This window comes from Streptomyces sp. CNP082 (genome assembly GCF_059570535.1).
Window position 1 is genome coordinate 346443 of sequence record NZ_JCANSZ010000001.1, and the last position, 17154, is coordinate 363596.

A 17154-nucleotide genomic window follows, 5' to 3' on the forward strand; every position below is an offset into this window, starting at 1 on the left:
CCGGCCGCGGGTGGCGGTGCGGCCGGGGATGGCGGTGCGGCCGGGACGGCGGCGGACCGGCGGGCGCGGTGTCAGCCGCGCGGGGGCCGCGCCGGCGTGCCGTAGTGGTCGGCGACGAGCCTGCTGACCGCGCCCAGCGGATCCTTGGGCAGCAGGTTCGCGGAGAAGTACATGTTGCCCTGGACCTCCGGGTAGTCCTGGCAGAACGTCAGGTGCCGGGAGAGTTCCGCCGGGTCGAACCACTCCTCGGGCTGGCCCGCGGCGCCGACCTTGTACAGCGCCTCGCCGATGTAGAGGTTGACGCCGGTGCCCGCGACCACGTCGTTCCACCAGGGCACGATCTTGGCGTAGTCGGCGACCGCGAAGCCGATGTTCCAGTACACCTGCGGGACGATGTAGTCGATCCAGCGCTCGCGGACCCATTTGCGGGTGTCGGCATACAGGTGGTCGTACGTCTGCGTGCCCGCCTGGGTGTCGGAGCCCTCGGGGTCGGTGGCCGCGTTCCGCCAGACCGCGAACGGGCTGACGCCGAACTGCACGTTCCGCTTCGTCCGCTTGATGGCCCGGCCCAGCTCCGCGATCAGCAGGTCGACGTTGTTGCGCCGCCAGTCGGCCTTGTCCGCGAACGCGCCGCCGTACTTCTGGTACGTCTCCTCGTCGGCGAACTCCTGGCCCGCGACCGGGTACGGGTAGAAGTAGTCGTCGAAGTGCACGGCGTCGATGTCGTAGCGGCGTACGGCGTCGAGGATGCACCGCTGGACGAAGCGGCGGACCTCCGGCACCCCCGGGTTGTAGTAGATCTTGCCGCCGTACGGGATGACCCAGTCGGGGTGCTGGTTCGCCGGGTGTTCGGGCACCAGCTTCTCCGCGAGCGCGTCGTTGCGCACCCGGTAGGGGTTGAACCAGGCGTGCAGCTCAAGACCGCGCCGGTGGGCCTCGCGCACCGCGAAGCCGAGCGGGTCCCAGCCCGGGTCGGCGCCCTGGGTCCCGGAGAGCCACTCCGACCACGGCTCGTACGGCGACGGCCACATCGCGTCCGCCGTCGGCCGGGCCTGGAAGACGACGGTGTTCAGCCGCCGGTCCGCCGCCTCGTCGAGCCGCGCGAGCAGTTGACGCTGCTGCTCCGCGGCGCTCAGGCCCTGCTGGACCGGCCAGTCGATGTTCGCCACCGTCGCCACCCACGAGCCGCGCATCTGCCCGGCCGGGCGGCCGTGGCCGCGCGCCGCCGCGCCGGCCGGGACCGCCATCGCGTCGCCCGCCACGGTCACCGCGGACAGGGCGCCCACCGCCGCGGCGCCGAACCGGCGCCGGCTGAGGTGGTGCGGTCTTTCGGGAGTGCTGCTCCCCATCTGGCTCCTCCGAGTATTGCCGAGAACTGGAAACCCACTGCGCCAAGTGGTCTGAACCACTCGTCAGTTGCGGCACATCCTCGCGTCCTGCCTCACCCGGGGACAAGAGCCATGCGCTACGCGGGTAACGTCAGGAGTCCGAAAGGGTTGCCCACACGGCAGGACAAGGGACGAGGAGAGACATTGACCGACATCGAACGCGTCGGAGTGGTCGGATCCGGCCAGATGGGCTCGGGCATCGCCGAGGTGTGTGCCCGCTCCGGCCTTCAGGTCGTCGTCGCCGAGACCACCGGTGACGCCCTTGAGCTGGGCCGTACCCGCATCAGCAGCTCGCTCGCCAAGGCGGCGGAGCGCCGCAGGATCACCGAGTCGGAACGGGACGAGGCGCTGGCCGCACTGAGCTTCACAACCGATCTCGGAGAGCTTGCGGACAGCGACCTCGTGATCGAGGCCGTGGTGGAAAACGAACAGGTCAAGACCGAGATCTTCCAAATTCTCGATCAGGTCGTCACCCGCCCGGACGCCGTCCTCGCCTCTAACACCTCCTCCATCCCGATCGTCAAGCTCGCCGTCGCCACCTCGCGGCCGGAGCAGGTCATCGGGATGCACTTCTTCAACCCCGCGCCCGTCCAGCGCCTCGTCGAGCTGATCCCGGCGCTGACGACCAGCGACGAGACGCTCAAGCGGACCGAGGAGCTGGCCCGCGACGTGCTCGGCAAGCACGCCATCCGGGCCCAGGACCGCTCCGGGTTCGTCGTCAACGCGCTGCTGATTCCGTATCTGCTCTCCGCGATCCGGATGTTCGAGTCGGGCATCGCGACGCGCGAGGACATCGACAACGGGATGGAGCTGGGCTGCGCCCACCCGATGGGCCCGCTGAAGCTCGCGGACCTCATCGGCCTCGACGTCATCGACTCGGTGGCCGAGTCGATGTACGCCGAGTACAAGGAGCCCCTGTACGCCGCTCCCCCGCTGCTCCAGCGCATGGTCGACGCGGGCCGCCTGGGCCGCAAGACGGGCGCGGGCTTCTACGCGTACTGAGGGCCGTCCCCGCGCACGCGGGGAGCAGTGCGGGCTGGTGTATTGCGACAGCGCGGGGCAGGGTCCATCCCCGCGTGCGCGGGGAGCAAGCCGAGTCGATGTACGCCGAGTACAAGGAGCACGGTCCATCCCCGCGTGCGCGGGGAGCAGGGTGCGAGGAACCGGTGCGCCTGCTTGAGTGCGGGTCCATCCCCGCGTGTGCGGGCGTGACCGCCGTCCCCGCTCAGGCGCCGCGCAGTACCGCCCCCGCCTCCTCCGCCGCGCGGGCTACCGCGGCGTCGCGGGCTGCGCCCGCCTCCTCGGCGGTCAGCGTGCGGTCGGCGGCGCGGAAGCGCAGTGCGTAGGCGAGGGACTTGCGGCCCTCGCCGACCTGCTCGCCGGTGAAGACGTCGAACAGCCGCACCGACTCCAGCAGTTCCCCCGCGCCGGCGCGCAGCGCCTCGGCGACCTTCGCCGCCGGCACGTCCGCGGCCACGACGAGCGCCACGTCCTGCGTCGCGACCGGGTACGTGGAGATGTGCGACGCCTGCGGCGGCCCGCCGCCGGCGCGCTCCAGCAGGTCGAGCGAGACCTCCGTCGCGCAGGTGCGCTCCGGCAACTGCAGCGCCTTGACCACCCGCGGGTGCAGCTCGCCGGCGTGGCCGACGAGCCGCCGCTCGCCGTCCACGACGGCGTACAGCGCGGCGCACCGGCCGGGGTGCCACGGCGCGTGCCGGTCGGCCTCGGCCGTCAGCTCCACGCCCGCCTCCCGGGCCACGGTACGGGCGGCCTCCACCGCGTCCGCCCAGTCGGCCGCGCGGCCCGGGCCCCACCAGCCGGCCCGCTCGCGGGCGCCGGTGAGGACGACGGCGGCGTGGCGCGGCTGCCGGGGCAGCGCGGCGTCGAGCCGGGCGATCTCCTCGCCGGTGGGCCGCCGGTCGACGGGCAGCCGCACCGGCGCGGTCTCGTCGCCGGTGGGCCGGAAGACCAGGCCGGTCTCGAAGAGCGCCAGGTCCGCGGCGCCGCGGCCGTGGTTGCGGCGCAGCGCGGCGAGCAGGCCGGGCAGCAGCGTGGTGCGCAGCGCCGGCTCCTCGTCGCTGATCGGGTTGACGAGGGTGACCGTACGGCGGCGGGCGTCGTCCGGCTCCAGGCCGAGGGCGTCGAGGGCGGCTTCGCCGAGGAACGGGTAGTTCAGCACCTCGACACAGCCGGCGCCGGCCAGCGCCCGGCCGGCCCTGCGGTGCAGCCGCTGCCGGCCGGTCAGGCCGCGGCCGGCCGGCGGCCGGGGCAGCGTGGACGGCAGGTTCTCGTAGCCTTCGAGCCGGATGACCTCCTCGGCGAGGTCGTTCGGCGCGCCCAGGTCGGGGCGCCACGACGGCACGGTGACGGTCAGCTCGTCGGCGCCGGAGACGTCGCAGCCGACCTCCTGCAGCCGGCGCACCACGGCCTCCCGCCCGTACGCCACGCCCGCCACCCGGTCCGGGTGGTCGGCCGTCATCCGCACGGTGCGCGGCTCGCCGGGCGCGGCGACCTCGGTCACGCCCGCCTCCGCGGAGCCGCCGGCCAGCAGCACCAGCAGGTCCACGGTGCGCTGCGCCGCGGCGGGACCCGCCTGCGGGTCGACGCCGCGCTCGAAGCGGCGCGACGCTTCGGAGGTGAGGCGGTGGCGGCGCGAGGTGCGGGCGACGGAGACCGGGTCGAAGTGCGCGGCCTCGATGACGATCTCTGTGGTGCCGGCGACGTCGCCGAGCAGGTGGTCGCGTGCCTCGGGCTCGGCGATCTCGGTGTCGGCGCCGCCCATCACGCCGGCCAGCCCGATGGGGCCGCGGTCGTCGGTGATCAGCAGGTCCTCCGGGTGGAGGGTGCGCTCGACGCCGTCGAGGGTGGTGAGCTTCTCGCCGGGCGCGGCGCGGCGCACGCCGAGGGGGCCGTCGAGCCGGGCGCGGTCGTAGGCGTGCAGCGGCTGGCCGATCTCCAGCATCACGTAGTTGGTGACGTCCACGGCGAGCGAGATCGGGCGCATGCCGGCCTTCTGCAGCCGGCGCTGCAGCCAGATCGGCGAGCGGGCCTCGGGGTCGACGCCGGTGACGACGCGGGCGGTGAACCGGTCGCAGCCGCGCGGGTCGTCGACCTTGACCTCGTAGCCGTAGTCGTTCGGCGGGGGCACGTCGAGCAGCGCCGGGTCGCGCAGCGGCAGGCCGTAGGCGGTGGCGGTCTCGCGGGCGACGCCGCGCAGGGACAGCGCGTAGCCGCGGTCGGGGTTGACGGCGATGTCCAGGACCTCGTCGTTCAGCTCCAGCAGCTCGATCGCGTCGGTGCCCGGCTCGTACTCCGGCGGCAGCACCAGGATGCCGTCGTGGTCGTCGCCGATGCCCAGCTCGCGCACCGAGCAGATCATGCCCTCGGAGACCTTGCCGTACGTCTTGCGGGCGCCGATCTTGAAGCCGCCGGGCAGCTCGCCGCCGGGCAGGATGACGACGACGTTGTCGCCGACGGCGAAGTTGCTGGCGCCGCAGATGATGTTCTGCGGCTCGCCCGTACCTCCCCCAGAGCCTTCGGCCTGGGCGGTACCCCCAGCCTGGCCTACGTCGACCTGGCAGTAGCGGATCGGCTTCTTGAACTCCGTCAGCTCCTCGATCGCCAGCACCCGGCCGACGACGAGCGGGCCCGTCAGGTCCGCGCCGAGCCGCTCGACGGTCTCGACCTCCAGGCCGGCGCTGATCAGCTTGGCCTGGACGGCGCGGCCGGTCTCGCCGGCCGGCAGGTCGACGTACTCCCGCAGCCACGAAAGCGGGACTCGCATCAGATCTCCATCCCGAACGGCCGGGTGAAGCGCACGTCACCCTCGACCATGTCTCGCATGTCCTCGACGTTGTGGCGGAACATCAGCATCCGCTCGATCCCGAACCCGAAGGCGAACCCGCTGTAGCGCTCCGGGTCGATGCCGCAGGCGACCAGCACCTTCGGGTTGACCATGCCGCAGCCGCCCAGCTCGATCCAGCCCTCGGAGCTGCAGGTGCGGCAGGGCCGGTCCGGGTTGCCGACGGACGCGCCGCGGCAGACGAAGCAGACCATGTCCATCTCGGCGGACGGCTCGGTGAACGGAAAGTGGTCCGGGCGCAGCCGGGTCCGCATGCCCTCGCCGAAGAGCGAGGACACCATGTGGTCCAGGGTGCCCTTGAGGTCGGCCATCGTCAGGCCCTCGTCCACGGCCAGCCCCTCGACCTGCATGAAGACGGGGGTGTGGGTGGCGTCCAGCTCGTCGGTGCGGTAGACGCGGCCGGGGCAGATCACGTACACGGGCAGGTCGCGGTCGAGCATGGAGCGGATCTGCACGGGCGAGGTGTGGGTGCGCAGCACGACGCCGGACTCGTCGTCGCCCTGCCGCTTCTCCGCGCCCCCGGGCCGCGGGCCGCGGACGAAGAACGTGTCCTGCTCGCTGCGCGCGGGGTGGTCAGGACCGATGTTGAGGGCGTCGAAGTTGAACCACTCGGCCTCGGCCTCGGGGCCCTCGGCCACCTCCCAGCTCATCGCCGTGAAGATGTCCTCGACGCGCTCGGCGAGCGTGGTCAGCGGGTGCCGCGCGCCGGCGGGCGAGCGGTCGTGCGGCAGGGTGACGTCCACCGCCTCCTCGACCAGCACCCGGGCGTCGCGCTCCGCCTCCAGCTCCTCCTGCCGCCGCTTGAGCGCCTGGCCCACCTCGCCGCGGGCCCGGCCCACGCGCTTGCCGGCGTCCGCCTTGGCGTGCGGCGGCAGGGCGCCGATCTCGCGGTTGGCCAGCGCCAGCGGGGAGCGGTCGCCGGCGTGGGCGATCTTCACCTCGCGGAGCTCTGCGAGGTCGCCGGCCGCGGCGACGGCGGCCAGCGCCTCGTCGCGCGCCCGGTCGATCTCGTCCGGTTTCAGTGCCTCGACCTCGACAGGGTCGTACGACTTGTTCGGTGCCGACATCTCTTCCCGTGCTTCCGGTTGGCTGGCTGCGCCCCGACCCGGCGGGCCGGTGCGGTGTCGGCGAACGGGGTCGCCGAAGGGCCGGGGGTCGAGTCTACGGGCGCGTGGACGCTGGTGTGGCCCGTGGGCGGGCCGGCCGCTGCTCAGGCGAGGTGGGCCGGGGCGCCGACGGGCAACGTAAATCGAAAACGGGCGCCGCCGCCGGGGGCGCGGCCGACCGTGATGATCCCGCCGTGGGCTTCCACGATGCCCTTGACGATGTACAGCCCCAGGCCGGTGCCGCCGCGCTTGCTGCCCCGCCAGAAGCGGGTGAAGACGCGGCTCATCGACTCCTCCGGGATGCCGGGGCCTTCGTCGCTCACGGTGACCTGGGTGCCTTCCCTGCCGTGGTTGAGGATGGCGGGTGCCACCTCGATGGTGACAAGTCCCTCGCCGTGCCGCACGGCATTTTCCAGCAGGTTGCCCAGCACCTGGTCGACCTTGTCGGGGTCGGCCCACAGATCCGGCAGCGCGTGCGGCACCAGCGTGCGGAAGCGCGCCGGGTCCTGGCCCGCGGTGGTCTGCGCCTCCACGTGCCGGTGCACCGCGGCGACCACGTCGACGCGCTGCTTGCGCACCTCCAGCCGGCCGGAGTCGATGCGGGAGATGTCCAGCAGCTCGGCGATGAGCCGGGTGACGCGGTTGGCGTCGGCGTGCACCGTCTCCAGCATCAGCCGCTTCTGGTCGTCGGTGAACCGCTCCCACTTCGCCAGCAGCGTGGCGGTGAACCCCTTCACGGAGGTCAGCGGCGAGCGCAGTTCGTGCGCGACGGTGGCGATCAGCTCCGCGTGGCTGCGCTCGCTGCGCCGCCGGGCCTCCGTGCCACGCAGCGTGACGACGAGCTTGCGCACCGGTCCGGCACGGCCGTCGCGTACATAGCGGGCGGCGACTAGCACCTCGCGGTTGCCGGGCAGCAGCAGATTGCGCTCCGGGTGGCCGGTGCGGATGGCCAGGCCGCCGTACGGGTCCGTGAGCCGCCACCAGCGGCGGCCCTTCAGGTCCTCCAGCGGCAGCGCCTCGGCCAGCGGGCGGCCGAGGACGGCGGCCGGCTCCAGGGCGGTGATCCGCGCGGCGGCGGCGTTGAAACGCACCACGACACCGCGCTCGTCGGCCACGACGAGGCCGTCCGGCAGATCGTCGGGCGCACAGCCGAGGCCCTCGGCTTCGGGCCCGTCATCTGCACTCTCCACCCCATGAACCCCCTCCCGCAGACTGGGCGTTGGCCTGCCCGTACGGTCGACTCGCGGACTTAGAGCGGTCACCTTACCGGGCGGGGCTGACAGGGCGGCACCCGCCGATCGGGCGGTGCGCCCGGGCCGAGGCGTAGAGGCACACGGCGGCGGCCGTGGCGAGGTTCAGGCTCTCGGCGCGGCCGTGGATCGGCACGCGCACGACCTCGTCGGCGAGGGCCCTGGTCCCGGCGGGCAGCCCCCACGCCTCGTTGCCGAAGATCCAGCCGGTGGGGGCGGCGAGGCCGCCGTCGTCCAGTTCGTCGTCGAGGTCCCGCTCCCCCGCGCCGTCCGCGGCCAGCAGCCGCACCCCGGCGGCGCTCAGCTCGGCGGCTGCCCGCTCGACGGGCACGCCGGTGACGACGGGCAGGTGGAAGACGCTGCCCGCGGAGGCGCGTACGGCCTTGGGGTTGTACGGGTCCACGGAGGCGTCGGTCAGCACCACCGCGTCGGCCCCGGCGGCGTCGGCGCAGCGCAGCACGGTGCCGGCGTTGCCGGGGTCGCGGACGTGCGCGAGGACGGCGACGAGGCGGGGGCGGGCGGCGACGACGTCGCCGAGGGGCACGTCGAGGAACCGGCAGACGCCGACCAGGCCCTGCGGCGTCACGGTCTGCGAGAGCCCGGCGACGACCTCGTCCGCGGCGGCGTGCACGCGCACCCCCGCGCTGCGGGCCGACTCGACGATCTCCGCATGCCGCTGCGCCGCCTCGGGGGTGACGAACAGCTCGGCCAGCGCCGGCCCCGCGCCGCCGCCCGCACCGGCCCCGTACGCCACCGCCTCTCTGACGGCCTGCGGGCCCTCGGCGAGGAACCGGCGCTCCTTGGCCCGCCCGCTGCGCCGGAGCAGCTTGCGGGCGGCGGTGACGCGGGCGGAGCGCGGCGAGATCGGCTCGGGGGTGCCCATGGGCGGCGGGGGACCTTTCGTGCAGCGGGTTCGTACTGCCGGCACGACCCGCACGGACGTCAGAACCCGCAGGCCGGCGGGCCTGCGGGTTCGTGATGCGCGCTCGCGCGGGTGCGTTCGCGCCGGCTCAGGCGGCGGACTTCGGCGCGTTGACGTCGCTGGGCAGCGCCTTCTGCGCCACCTCGACGAGCGCGGTGAAGGCACCGGCGTCGTTCACGGCCAGATCGGCCAGCATCTTGCGGTCCACCTCGACGCCCGCGGCCTTCAGGCCCTGGATGAAGCGGTTGTAGGTGATGCCGTTGGCGCGGGCAGCGGCGTTGATCCGCTGGATCCAGAGCTGCCGGAAGTCGCCCTTGCGCTTCTTGCGGTCGTTGTAGTTGTAGACGAGGGAGTGGGTGACCTGCTCCTTCGCCTTGCGGTAGAGGCGGGAGCGCTGGCCGCGGTAACCGCTGGCCTGCTCGAGGATCGCCCGGCGCTTCTTCTGGGCGTTGATTGCCCGCTTGACGCGTGCCACTTGTTCACTCCTTGGGGCTGGGTCGCGTCGGCTGCGCGACCCGGAACGGCTGGGTCCCGGTCTCTTGAGTCGTCCTGTGCCCTGCCGGTGCAGGGCGGCGGCTCACCTGCCGAGAAGCTTCTTGACCTTCTTGGCGTCGGCCTTGGACAGTTCGACCGTGCCGGCGAGGCGCCGGGTCAGAGTCGACGGCTTGTGCTCCAGGTAGTGGCGCCGGTTGGCACGCTGACGCAGCACCTTGCCGGAGCCGGTCACGCGGAAGCGCTTCTTGGAACCACTGTGGGTCTTGTTCTTCGGCATCTCGCCGTTCACTCCTCGTCTTCGGCGCCTCCCGCCGCCCGGGTAAAAGGGCATGGGAAAGCGTCAGACTGTCTTCGTGCTACGTCTGCGGACCCGGGCCGGGTCCGTGGTCAGGCTTCGGCGCGCTCCGCGGGAGCGGTGTCGTCGCCCCTGCGCTCCGCCTTGCGGGCGGCCTGGGCCTCCCGGGCTTCGGCCATCGCCTCGGTCTTCTTCTTGTGCGGACCGAGAACCATGATCATGTTGCGGCCGTCCTGCTTGGGGTTGGACTCCACGAAGCCCAGCTCCTGCACGTCCTCCGCAAGCCGCTGCAGCAGCCGCCGGCCCAGCTCGGGACGGGACTGCTCACGACCGCGGAACATGATCGTGATCTTGACCTTGTCACCCTGCTTGAGGAACCGCTCGACGTGACCCTTCTTGGTGTCGTAGTCGTGCGGGTCGATCTTCGGCCGGAGCTTCATCTCCTTGATGACCGTGTGCGCCTGGTTCTTGCGCGCCTCACGGGCCTTCATGGCCGACTCGTACTTGAACTTCCCGTAGTCCATCAGCTTGCACACCGGAGGACGGGCGTTCGCCGCCACCTCGACCAGGTCGAGGTCGTACTCCTGGGCAAGCTCCAGAGCCTTGGCGAGCGGGACGATTCCGACCTGCTCGCCGCTGGGGCCGACAAGTCGCACCTCGGGGACGCGGATCCGGTCGTTGATGCGGGGCTCGGCGCTGATGTGGCCTCCTCATTTCCACCACGCGACTGCCTGGCGGGCAACCGCGACGTTCTGTCTGCCGACCATCCACCGCGGGCACAAAAAAGCCCCGGACGGAACGCAAATGCGGGCTCCTGCCGGGGAGCACCACCGCGGAGCCAGCCGCGGGGCGCTTGGGACCGGTGACCCGCCGACCGGGGGCCGGAAGGTGGGAGATCGGAGCCTCCACTTGCGGGCCGGTCGCTCCTCTTTCCTGCATGGCGCGTCCGGCCGGTCGCTGTCAAGCATACCAGTGCCCGCGCAGACCCCGCACATCCGTGCCGCGCCCGCGGCGGGGCGTCAGCCGAGGACCGGGCCCGTGTACGCCTCGCCCGGCCCGCGGCCCGGCTCGTCCGGGTGCTCGGACGCCTCCCGGAAGGCGAGCTGCAGCGACTTCAGCCCGTCGCGCAGCGGTGCCGCGTGGTACGAGCCGACCTCCGCGGCGCCCGCGGTGACCAGCCCGGCCAGCGCGGTGATCAGCTTGCGGGCCTCGTCCAGGTCCTTGTGCGCGGCGCCGTCCTCGGCGAGCCCGAGCTTGACCGCGGCGGCGCTCATCAGGTGCACCGCCACCGTCGTGATCACCTCCACGGCGGGAACCTCGGCGATGTCGCGGGTCATCGCGTCGAAGTCGGGTCCTGCGTCGGCGCCGGGGCCGGTGTCGCTCATGGGGCTCCCTGTCTTTCGCTTGCTCGTACGAGACGGGAGGCCACCCTAACCAGCCCCGGGCCGCGGCCCGGGGCCGGGTGTGCGGGCCGGGTTCTGCACGCCGTTTCAGCGCGGCGTTTCAGCGCGGCGTTTCAGCGCAGCGGCAGCGGTTCGCCCGGGAGCGGGGCTTCCGGCGGCAGCAGGGCCAGGTCCAGGCCGCGGACCAGCCGGGCCCGCAGGGCGGGGTCGGCGGCCAGCGCCTCGGCGGCGCGGCGGGCGACGTCGGCGGGGGCGGCGCCGGGGGCGGGGACGAGGGCCAGGGTGCCGTCGGCCTCGCCGGCGCGGACCAGGGACGCGGCGCGTACCCCCGCGAGGCCGGCGACCACGGCGGTCACGGCCGCCACGACGCCGGTGTCGGCCAGCGGGTCGGTGCTGCCGCGGCCCTCGGCGGCGGCCAGGAGCGCCGGGCCGGTCAGCTCGTACGGGACGGGTCCCGCGACGTCGAGGACGACGGTGTCGGCGCGCTCGGTGACGGCGGCCCGTACGGCCTGCGGCAGCGGCACCGCCACCGGGCGGGCGGCGGGGTCCCAGCGGGCGAGCGCGGCGGTGGAGGTGAAGGCGGGCAGGGCGCGCCGGCCGCCGGGGACCTCAAGGGTGGGCACCGCCATCTCGCTGGACTTCTCGCGCCGCAGGCCGTCGGATCCCTCCTCCGACTCGCCGAGGACCGCGACGACGGGGACGAGCACCCGCGTGCCGGCGAGGGCCGCGAGCACCCGGGGCCCGGCCCCGGGGTCGTCGGGGGCTTCGGCGTACGCGGTCAGGGCGGCGGCGAGGCGCGGGTCGGCGGAGCCGTCGTCGGCGGCGAAGCCCGGGTCAGGGATGTTCTTCAGCGGCACCCGACGAGCCTAGCGGTGGCCCCTCGCCGCCCTGCGGGCGCGGTCCGCCGGGCGGCGGTGCGAAGGGCGGGGGCCCGGGGCCGCGCCGGACTCCGGCCGCACCCGGCCGCGGACCGCGCCACAGGAACCACGCGCCCGCGATCAGCCCCACGCCGATGACGCCCGCGGCGAGCGCCAGCCCGTTCGGCCCGTCGTCCTCGGCGGTGACGATCGCCGGCGCCGAGCCGAAGCGCTTGTGGTCGTACGCGGCCGGCTTCGGCTCCTGCGGCGCGGCTTTCAGCTCCTGCGCCGCCGCGACGGCCGCCGCCGCGTCCACCCGGCCGGCGCCCAGCTCGTCGCTGCGCCCGCCCGCGGGCGGGTCCTGCGCGGTGTCGCGCAGCAGGTCGCGGATCTGCCAGGGGGTGAGGTCGGGGTTGGCGGAGCGGACCAGGGCGGTGACGCCGGAGACGAACGCGGCGGCGGCGCTGGTGCCCCAGCCCTCGTAGTAGGTGCGGTCGGGGTCGGCGATGGCCACGTCGACGCCGGGGGCGGCGACGGTGGCGTACCAGCGCTTGGTGGAGAAGTCCGCCCGCTGGCCCGACCGGTCGACGGCGGTGACGGCGATGACGCCGGGGTAGGCCGCCGGGTACGAGATGCGGTCGCCCTTCTCGCCGCTGTTGCCGGCGGAGGACACCACGGTCACGCCCTTGCGCAGCGCGTACTGCACGGCGGCGTCCTCGCCGGGCTCGGGGTGGGCGGACTTGCTGTCGTCGCCGAGGGAGAGGTTGATGACGTCGGCGCCGTTGTCGACGGCCCAGCGGATGCCGTCGGCGAGCGCGCTGCCGCGGGTGTCGCGGGCCTTGCCGCGCTGGGCGTCGCCGTCCTCCAGGATGACCCGTACCGGCAGGATCTTCGCCTCCGGCGCGACGCCCGTGACGCCCTCGGCGGCGCCGGGGCCGTGGCCGTGCGCGGCGATGATGCCGGCCATGGCGGTGCCGTGCCGGGCCCAGGAGTCGTCGCCGCGGCGGGCGCCGAAGCCGACGAAGTCCTTGCCGTCCAGCACCTGTCCGGTGAGGTCGGGGTGGGCGGCGTCGACGCCGGTGTCGAGTACGGCGACGGTGATGCCGGCGCCGCGGGTGGTGTTCCACGCCTCGGGCGCGCGGACGTCGTCCAAGCCCCACTGGAGTTCTTGCAGGCCGTCCGCGTGGGCGGGGGCGGCGGTGGCGCCGAGCAGGGTGGCTGCGGCGGTCAGCGCGGCCAGGAGGGCGGCGGCGCGGCGGCGCGGGCGGGACGGCCGGCTCACCGCGGGGACTCCGTCGCCTTGGCGGAGGTCTTGCGCAGGCCGCGTTCGACGCGGTCGGCGATGCCCTCGGCGTCGTGGCCGAGGCCGGCCTGCGCGGGCGCGGTGGTCGTGCTGGGGTGGACGGCCTCGTTGGCGGGCTGCGGCTCGGCGACGGCGCGGCCGTCGGCGAAGCCGGTGACGGCGGTCAGGACGACGGGGGCGTCGGAGAGGACCCGTACGGTCCAGGTCGCGCGCTGCTCGTCGCCGAAGCCGGCGGCGGGACCGGTCTCCGTGCTGTACGCGCGGGGCAGCATGTCCGGGCGCGCGCCCAGTCCCTCGTCGTCGAAGCGGTCTTCGAACCGGCCCATCTTCGCGGCACCTGCCGTGGTGAACACCAGCCCGACGGTGGTGACGCTGCTGCGGGTGGCGTCGGTGTAGGTGGCGCGCAGCACCTTCTCGCAGCCGACGCGGCGCAACTCCCGTGCCAGCGCCGGGTCGAGCCCCCGCTTGCAGCCCGCGGGCGGGGCCACGGCGACGCGCACCCAGACGCGGTCGGCGCCGCCGGGGCCTGCGCCGTCGCCTTCGAGCCGGGGCGGGAAGAGGGTGTCGACGTCGGTGGCGTGCCACAGGTCGCGGGCCACCTCGTACGCCCCGGGCTGGGCCTGGGCCTGCGGCCCGTCGCTGAGCAGGCTGCCGGTGGCGGCGCCGGCGACGAGGCCGACGCCGGTGACGAGTGCGACGGCCGCGGCCACGGTGCGCGCGACGGTCCGCTGTCCGGCGGGCGGTTCCGGCTCGGGGCGGGGGACGTCGGCGGGGAGCACGGATGCCATGTGCAGCGGGGCGCCCACGGGTGTGGGCGGGGCCGCGGGCACGGGCGGGGCGTACGGCCGCGGCGGGTGGCGCGGCGGCCCCGGCTCGGCCGGCGCGGCGGGGGCCGTGGCGGGCCCGGCGTCGGACGCGGGGCCGGGTACAGGGCCGGATGCGGCATCGGCCCCGGGGCCGGACTCGGCGGCGGGCGGCGGGGGTTCGGACCCCGGTGCGGGCTGCCGGGACCGCTGCGGCCGTGCGGACGCCGCACTCTCCCGCGGCTTCGCCGCGGGCGGGGAATCCGGCGACGGCGGGGTCACGGGAGTCTGTTCCGCGTCAGTGCTCAACAGCCCCCTCACTCCCCTCCTGTGAGTAGCCCCCGGACGACCTGCTGACAGGCGCTCGCGACACTCTACTGGGCTCCCGCGACGGACGGTGCGCCGCCCGAATGCCTCATCCTCTCCGTACCCACTACCGCCTCCCGGCCACGCGGTGGCAGGCTTCCCTCATGCCGGACCACACCGCCCTCCGCCCGGACCCCGCCGCCCTGCGCGCCCGTTACGACCGGGCCACCGCCCACCTCGACGCCCCGTTCGCCGCCGTGGACACCGAGGCGTTCGACGCCAACGCGGCCGCTCTGGTGCGCCGCGCCGGGGGCAAGCCGGTCCGGGTGGCGAGCAAGTCGGTGCGCTGCCGGTCGCTGCTGGAGCGGGTGCTCGCCCGGCCGGGATTCGCCGGGATCATGTCCTTCACGCTGGCCGAGTCGCTGTGGCTGGCGCGCTCCGGCTTCGACGACGTGCTGCTGGCCTACCCGTCCGCGGACCGCGCCGGCTTCGCCGAGCTGGCCGGCGACCCGAAACTCGCCGCCGCGGTCACGGTGATGGTGGACGACCCCGCGCAGTTGGACCTGGTGGACGCCGCCCGGGGGCGCGGGCACGAGGAGGTCCGCGTCTGCCTGGAGCTGGACACCTCGCTGCGGCTGCTCGGCGGCCGGGTGCGCGTCGGCGCCCGCCGCTCGCCGCTCGCGGAGCCGGCGGCGCTGGCGGCGGTGGCCCGCGAGGTGGTGCGCCGGCCGGGCTTCCGGCTGGTGGGGCTGATGGCGTACGAGGGGCACATCGCGGGCGTCGGGGACGACGTGCGCGGGTCGCCGGTGCGCTCGCGCGGGATCCGGCTGATGCAGACGGTGGCCCGGCGGCAGCTCGCCGAGCGGCGGGCACAGGCGGTGGCGGCGGTGCGGCGGCTGGCGGACCTGGAGTTCGTCAACGGCGGCGGTACGGGCAGCGTGCAGCACACCGCCGCGGAGGACGCGGTCACCGAGGTCGCCGCCGGCTCGGGGCTCTACCAGCCGCGGCTGTTCGACCACTACACCGCCTTCGACGCCCGCCCCGCCGCCGTCTTCGCGCTGCCCGTCGTACGCCGCCCGGGCGTCGGCGTCGTCACCGTCCTCGGCGGCGGCTACCCCGCCTCCGGCCCCGCCGGCGCCGACCGTTCGCCCACGCCGTACCTGCCGGAGGGCCTGCGCTACGACCGGCAGGAGGGCGCCGGGGAGGTGCAGACCCCGCTGCTCGGCGCCCCGGCCGACGACCTGCTGGCCGGCGACCGGGTGTGGTTCCGGCACGCCAAGGCGGGCGAGTTGTGCGAGCGGTTCGACGCGCTGCACCTGATCGAGGGCGAGCGCGTCACCGAGGCGGTCCCGACGTACCGCGGCGAGGGCCGTACGTTCCTCTAGACCCGGACTTCGCGGGTCACCTTTCAGGTCTGTGGCCAGCGGGTTTGTCCGATGTCGGTATCGAGTAGGTCGAGGAGGTGGAGTTGGACGCCGCGGGTTATCTGGACGGTGGGCGGGTCAGTGAGGTTGCCGATCCTCAGGGTGAGTTCGCCGAGGTGGTAGAAGATCATGCGGCCGGTGGGGCGGGCTCGGCGGTTGTCCGGGTAGAGGCCGGTCATGGTCTGGTCGCCGCCGAGGGCGCGTCTGGCCTGGCGTTCGATGAGGCAGAAGACGAGCAGGGCCAGGCAGATGACCTGGATCAGGGCGGCGACGCGCCGGTTGTGCTGCACGAAGACCGGTGCGACCGCCAGGGGGCCTTTGAAGTCGTGGTAGCGGCGTTCGACCGCGCCCTGGCCCTTGTAGTGGACCAGGATCCGGGCCGAGTTGGCCCGCTCGGCCGGGATGCTGGTCAGCAGCGCGTACCAGCCGTCCACGGCGGCCTCGGAGGCCAAGGCTTCCTGGTCGAAGTGCCAGGCCAGGGTGGGCTTTCCGTGTTCGTCTTCGGTGATCGTCCAGCGCAGACAGGAGGTCACATGGCGTTTGGCTGCGATGACTCCGATGCGAGCGGTGATCTTCGAGCCGGTCTTGTAGTGCCGGCCGCCGGCTGCACTCGCGAGTTTGTCCATCTCCTCACCGGCCCGGGCCAGACGCTTCTCGCGGGCTCTGCGCTGGCCCGCTGCAACGGCGGTGGAGTGCACCAGGACCCGGCGCACCCGGTGCACGGGGTCCCGCTTGCGGGGCCCGGTCAGGGTATGGACGTCCTCCAGAACCCGGTAGCTCTCCCGCTGGTCGGCGGGCTTGCCCGCGTCCCGCCCGGGCACCCAGTCCACAGCCTGGGCCTGGGTGAGATCCAGCGCGGCATAGACCTCGTCCTTGACCTGGGCAGCCGGGACGGGGGCGATGAAGTCCACCCCGGCCGACAAAAGCGCGGTGATGTTGGCGTACGACACCAGTTTGGAGTCGGCAACCATCAGGAACTTCTGTTCACCGGCCATGCCTTGCAGGTCCTTCATCGCCCCGACGGCCTGGCTGACCTCGGCCGCTTTGCCGCCCAGGACCCGGGCATGGACGGGGATGCCGCCGTCGGCGGACACCGCAAGCCCCGTCTGGACCTGCTTAAGGTCCACCCGCCGGTCCTTGGGACGCCCGTGGGCAATGACCGGGTACTGCTCGTCCTGGTCCTGGACCGGATAGGCGCCATGGACGGACATGCTGGTCATATCCCAGTGCAGCCGCGACACATCGATGCCGAACTCGGAGATGGCCCGTGCGCCGACGGTGCCCGCGATGGCCTCCAGTTTCGGGGCGATCGCGTCCAGGGCCCGGGCCAGACGGTCGTCGTTGAGCAGATCCGCCTCGATACCAAAGATCTCCTCCACCGCCCAGGTGCGGGCCCAGTCACCGACCCTCACCAGCGGTGCCGGCGAGGTCAGCCGGTTGGCCACCAATGCCTCGACCACCTGCCCATGGGTCAGATGCGCGCTCGCACCCCCCGGGCACACCTCGTCGACGACCCCCGCGACATCCAACCGGCGCAGAAACTCGGCAGCGACAGGCAGAGCGCCCAGACGCTTCTCCACCACGGACATCACCACCACATCAAGGCGCTGACGGACAGACCGTGGCCGCGGGGACCGGGAAGTCATCGACACACCCCACCCAACGCCGAACGACCGACCCGGGACACCCCCGGACCAGTCACACCATACGAATCAACGACCCGCGAAGTCCGGGTCTAGA

The 17154-nt window shown here is 73.8% G+C and carries 15 protein-coding genes; 2 read left to right on the plus strand and 13 right to left on the minus strand.

Annotated elements, in window-relative coordinates; all coding sequences use genetic code 11:
* Positions 1–71: 71 nt before the first annotated feature.
* On the minus strand, positions 72–1349 hold the full coding sequence (locus B124_RS01510; protein WP_496500740.1) for a glycoside hydrolase family 10-like protein: 1278 nt from the start codon (positions 1347–1349) through the stop codon (positions 72–74).
* A gap of 183 nt (positions 1350–1532) precedes the next feature.
* Here B124_RS01510 and B124_RS01515 point away from each other — a divergent pair, with 183 nt between their 5' ends.
* Positions 1533–2390: a 3-hydroxybutyryl-CoA dehydrogenase gene (locus B124_RS01515; RefSeq protein ID WP_496500741.1), complete on the plus strand. Its 858-nt coding sequence runs from the start codon at positions 1533–1535 to the stop codon at positions 2388–2390.
* Positions 2391–2613: 223 nt separating this feature from the next.
* Here the strand turns inward: B124_RS01515 and pheT are convergent, their stop codons facing one another.
* The 11 genes from pheT to B124_RS01570 form a co-directional block, all read right to left on the minus strand.
* Entirely contained in the window at positions 2614–5172 is a 2559-nt protein-coding gene (gene pheT / locus B124_RS01520) for a phenylalanine--tRNA ligase subunit beta (protein WP_496500742.1), read from the minus strand.
* Entirely contained in the window at positions 5172–6317 is a 1146-nt protein-coding gene (pheS, locus tag B124_RS01525; protein ID WP_496500743.1) for a phenylalanine--tRNA ligase subunit alpha, read from the minus strand. Before pheS ends, pheT begins: the two co-directional genes overlap by 1 nt.
* A 143-nt stretch (positions 6318–6460) precedes the next feature.
* The gene (locus B124_RS01530; RefSeq protein ID WP_496500744.1) at positions 6461–7546 is read right to left on the minus strand and encodes a sensor histidine kinase; all 1086 of its coding nucleotides are present in this window, start codon (positions 7544–7546) and stop codon (positions 6461–6463) included.
* A gap of 73 nt (positions 7547–7619) precedes the next feature.
* Positions 7620–8489 carry a TrmH family RNA methyltransferase gene (locus B124_RS01535; protein ID WP_496500745.1) on the minus strand — a complete coding sequence of 290 codons (870 nt, stop codon included), beginning with the start codon at positions 8487–8489 and terminating at the stop codon, positions 7620–7622.
* Between the two features lie 127 nt (positions 8490–8616).
* Entirely contained in the window at positions 8617–9003 is a 387-nt protein-coding gene (rplT, locus tag B124_RS01540; protein WP_420308190.1) for a 50S ribosomal protein L20, read from the minus strand.
* A gap of 102 nt (positions 9004–9105) precedes the next feature.
* Positions 9106–9300 (minus strand): 50S ribosomal protein L35, encoded by a 195-nt coding sequence (rpmI, locus tag B124_RS01545; protein ID WP_018852864.1) that lies wholly within the window; start codon positions 9298–9300, stop codon positions 9106–9108.
* A gap of 110 nt (positions 9301–9410) precedes the next feature.
* Positions 9411–10019, minus strand: a complete 609-nt coding sequence (gene infC, locus B124_RS01550; protein ID WP_420308214.1) for a translation initiation factor IF-3 — start codon at positions 10017–10019, stop codon at positions 9411–9413.
* Positions 10020–10337: 318 nt separating this feature from the next.
* Positions 10338–10703 (minus strand): DUF1844 domain-containing protein, encoded by a 366-nt coding sequence (locus B124_RS01555; RefSeq protein WP_496500746.1) that lies wholly within the window; start codon positions 10701–10703, stop codon positions 10338–10340.
* Between the two features lie 131 nt (positions 10704–10834).
* Positions 10835–11578, minus strand: a complete 744-nt coding sequence (locus B124_RS01560) for an SseB family protein (protein ID WP_496500747.1) — start codon at positions 11576–11578, stop codon at positions 10835–10837.
* Positions 11556–12860: a type VII secretion-associated serine protease mycosin gene (mycP, locus tag B124_RS01565; protein ID WP_496500748.1), complete on the minus strand. Its 1305-nt coding sequence runs from the start codon at positions 12858–12860 to the stop codon at positions 11556–11558. Before mycP ends, B124_RS01560 begins: the two co-directional genes overlap by 23 nt.
* The gene (locus tag B124_RS01570; protein ID WP_496500749.1) at positions 12857–13711 is read right to left on the minus strand and encodes a hypothetical protein; all 855 of its coding nucleotides are present in this window, start codon (positions 13709–13711) and stop codon (positions 12857–12859) included. Before B124_RS01570 ends, mycP begins: the two co-directional genes overlap by 4 nt.
* Before the next feature lie 443 nt (positions 13712–14154).
* On the opposite strand from B124_RS01570, the gene B124_RS01575 reads away from it, so the two are divergent.
* On the plus strand, positions 14155–15375 hold the full coding sequence (locus B124_RS01575; protein WP_496500750.1) for an amino acid deaminase/aldolase: 1221 nt from the start codon (positions 14155–14157) through the stop codon (positions 15373–15375).
* A 23-nt stretch (positions 15376–15398) separates the two neighbouring features.
* Here B124_RS01575 and B124_RS01580 read toward each other — a convergent pair whose 3' ends face one another.
* Entirely contained in the window at positions 15399–17003 is a 1605-nt protein-coding gene (locus tag B124_RS01580) for an IS1634 family transposase (RefSeq protein WP_496500751.1), read from the minus strand.
* Positions 17004–17154: the final 151 nt, after the last annotated feature.

Bases quoted from the DNA above. Each gene is read 5' to 3' on its own strand.
- B124_RS01510 (WP_496500740.1), bottom strand. From the start codon at position 1,349: ATGGGGAGCAGCACTCCCGAAAGACCGCACCACCTCAGCCGGCGCCGG.
- pheT (WP_496500742.1), bottom strand. From the start codon at position 5,172: ATGCGAGTCCCGCTTTCGTGGCTGCGGGAGTACGTCGACCTGCCGGCC.
- pheS (WP_496500743.1), bottom strand. From the start codon at position 6,317: ATGTCGGCACCGAACAAGTCGTACGACCCTGTCGAGGTCGAGGCACTG.
- B124_RS01535 (WP_496500745.1), bottom strand. From the start codon at position 8,489: ATGGGCACCCCCGAGCCGATCTCGCCGCGCTCCGCCCGCGTCACCGCC.
- rpmI (WP_018852864.1), bottom strand. From the start codon at position 9,300: ATGCCGAAGAACAAGACCCACAGTGGTTCCAAGAAGCGCTTCCGCGTG.
- B124_RS01555 (WP_496500746.1), bottom strand. From the start codon at position 10,703: ATGAGCGACACCGGCCCCGGCGCCGACGCAGGACCCGACTTCGACGCG.
- B124_RS01575 (WP_496500750.1), top strand. From the start codon at position 14,155: ATGCCGGACCACACCGCCCTCCGCCCGGACCCCGCCGCCCTGCGCGCC.
- B124_RS01580 (WP_496500751.1), bottom strand. From the start codon at position 17,003: ATGTCCGTGGTGGAGAAGCGTCTGGGCGCTCTGCCTGTCGCTGCCGAG.